Raw genomic sequence first — 2,780 nt, forward strand, 5'->3', positions numbered from 1 at the left:
ATCTTCTATCCCTTGGTTATAATCGCTTGCAAAAACTCCTTTATTATTTTTTTTAAAGGACTCAATAAGCCATAAATCGTCTAATGAGATCAGTTTTGGTAACTCAATCTTTGTATTGTAAACTTTTATGTCTTTGTTTTCTTTTTGGACGGCTGTATTATAATTTACCACATAATCGCGGTACTTATCCATAGCCGTTTTCATACCCTGACCATCTATATACGGAAAATTGATATAAGGATATTGGGGTGTTTCTACCTCTCTATATGTAGCCCCTTTTTTACAAAGTAGCATTCCATGGGTAGTATTAAATTTCTCGACCTCTTGGTTATATTGAAAATCAGAAAGCTTATTGCGATTTCCATGATAAAAACAAGTAAAAAGCAATAAAATTTAAGCTATAGTTTTGACATAAGGTTTTTGTTTTTTAATAACGGCACAGATTCTATGTACAAGCTTATTTCTTGCATTTTATTGCGTTTATTCTTAGCTTTGATTGACAATTTTTTAGCCTACTGCTTGGTAGGCTTTCTTTTCATAGCAATTTTAAACGTGGTTGACATCTTTAGTTAATCACGTTTTTTTTAGAAAGTTCTTAAGCTCGTCAACCGCCAGACTTTCTATTGATAGGGTTGCCCACTATCGTTATGGTATGGTGTTATGCGGCTTGCTCTTGAAAATCTTCAATAATTTTATCTAAAAATTGAAGTTTCGGTATATGATATGTACCGTCTAAGAAAATGGCTTTGATTGTTCCGTTATGAATACGGTTTCGAATAGTGTTTGTATGTACTTTTAAAAATGCAGCACATTCTTTAATACTACAAGTGGTATTATTTGCGTCAAAAATTGCCATTGCTTGTAAATGCAAGGCTAAAACTTCACTTTTTGTCATAGCTTTTGTCTTTTTAAAATTTTACTACTTTTCTTCTTTTTTGTTTCATTTTGTATGCAAAAGTGGAAAACTTAAACAATTTTGTTTGTTTTAAAATGCTAATTCTTGTATTTTAGCCTTTTAATGTTTGTTTTTGCATTACAATAATACATTTTTTAATGCAGAAAATAAACAAATTGTTTTAACTTTAACAAACAATGCTATGATAGAAAGACTACAAACCAGTCAAGAAATATTACACGAATTATTAGATCATTTAGATATTACTGCTTATAGATTGGCTATTGAGTTGGGGCATAAAAACAATATGAAAATCCAACATGTAAAAAATGGAAGAAATAAGATTAGTAAAAAACTAGCCTTAGAAATTGTGGAACGTTATCCTAAGATTAGTTTAGACTATTTACGTTCAGGTGTAGGTTATTTAGTTAAAGGAGATAAAGAAACAACAAACATTTTAATCAATACCAATGGTAATATTTTTACACCGTTAAAAGATGGAGGATTACAGGTAACTGTTAAACTTGTGCCTTTCTATGCTTATGCATCTTATATAGAAGCCATAGACAATATTTCAATTATGAACGATTGGCAAGATATTACCTTTAATGTCGATAAATATGGACGTGGTAATTACTTAGGTTTTGAAATAAAAAACGATTCTATGAATGGAGGAAGATTAGACGATACTCCAAGCGGTGCATTTATACTAGGTAGAGAATTAGGACGACACCATTGGCTAGAGGGTTTTAATCCTTCCAGATATGGTTGGATTATCCTATCACAAACAAATATCTTTCATAAAGATATTATAGCCTTAGACAAAGCAAAAGGAACAATTACTTGCCATAGTAGAAACCCTAGCCCTGAGTTTTCGGACTTTGAACTGAATTTAAACGATATATATCAAATATTTAAAGTAATAAAGCGAACCTTTTAAGATTCGCTTTATTTTTTATGCTGCTTGTTTCTTTCCTCGCTCTTGGTAGTAGGCTTCCCAATGGTCGTATAATCGTTGTCCGTGCTGTTCTTCCGTTACTTTGATATAATTTAAAAAACTGGTTTGTGTGCTATGCCCAGTAATTTTCATAATTGATAAAATAGGAAAATTGGAATAATACATATTTGTAGCAAAAGAACGTCTACAAGTATGCGAGCTTACAAGCTTATACTTTTCATACATACCAGACCTTTTGCGATGTGCTTTTAATTTGTCTATATAAACTAATAAATCTCCGTAAACTTTTTCACTCAGTCCAACAGCTTGGCACACTCTTTTAAAGTCTTCGTTAAATTGTACTTTACTTATAGGACTAGGCATGCCGCGCTTTGCTATAATTGCTTTTACTTGATAGTGTATAGGTATTACAACGCTTACTCCTGTAGTGCCTTTTGTTTTATTAGGCTTTACTGTTATAAACCTTTTGGTGATGTCTATAGGAGGCAGTTTTATAAAGTCACTAAAACGTAAGCCCGTCCACAAACCAATTATGATAAAATCCCTGCTATTTTGTAGCTCTGTATCGTAACTAAAATCGTGGGTAAATATTTTGTCGATTTCATCCTCATTTAAGGCAATAGCTTCGCTATCTGCATTAGGTCTGGTAAAATCCTTGCGTAAATAGTCGGGGTGTACTTGAAACTTACATTCTTGGTCAGCTACATATAACATTCTTTTAAGGTCTCTTATAGTAGTCGCGCTTGTATGATTAGAATATTGTTTTATATCTCTTAGGTATTTTATAAACTCGTCGTACACTTCAATCGAAAAACCATCTAAAAAAATACGCCTTTTACGGTGCTTCTCAAATCCTTTTATATGGTTCTTAGCAGTCTTGAAATTCGTTATTTTAGATTTTGTGTATTTTTCCTTAGTCATACGGTT

General features: G+C 31.9%; 3 protein-coding genes. 1 reads left to right on the forward strand and 2 read right to left on the reverse strand.

Annotation, left to right across the window (positions count from 1 at the left end; translation table 11 throughout):
* Nucleotides 1–658 precede the first annotated feature (658 nt).
* The gene (locus ACKTTC_RS13105) at nt 659–895 is read right to left on the reverse strand and encodes a helix-turn-helix domain-containing protein (protein ID WP_408040287.1); all 237 of its coding nucleotides are present in this window, start codon (nt 893–895) and stop codon (nt 659–661) included.
* A 202-nt stretch (nt 896–1,097) separates the two neighbouring features.
* Between ACKTTC_RS13105 and ACKTTC_RS13110 the strand changes: the two genes are divergently transcribed.
* Nucleotides 1,098–1,835 carry a CIA30 family protein gene (locus ACKTTC_RS13110; protein WP_408040288.1) on the forward strand — a complete coding sequence of 246 codons (738 nt, stop codon included), beginning with the start codon at nt 1,098–1,100 and terminating at the stop codon, nt 1,833–1,835.
* Nucleotides 1,836–1,850: 15 nt separating this feature from the next.
* Here the strand turns inward: ACKTTC_RS13110 and ACKTTC_RS13115 are convergent.
* Nucleotides 1,851–2,780: tyrosine-type recombinase/integrase (locus ACKTTC_RS13115; RefSeq protein ID WP_408040289.1), on the reverse strand; the 930-nt coding region annotated here is incomplete at its 5' end.

It is taken from the genome of Tenacibaculum amylolyticum (assembly GCF_964511145.1).
GTDB classification, from domain to species: Bacteria; Bacteroidota; Bacteroidia; order Flavobacteriales; family Flavobacteriaceae; genus Polaribacter; species Polaribacter amylolyticum.

Coding starts and splice junctions, on each gene's coding strand:
- ACKTTC_RS13110 (WP_408040288.1), top strand. CDS start 1,098: ATGATAGAAAGACTACAAACCAGTCAAGAAATATTACACGAATTATTA.
- ACKTTC_RS13105 (WP_408040287.1), bottom strand. CDS start 895: ATGACAAAAAGTGAAGTTTTAGCCTTGCATTTACAAGCAATGGCAATT.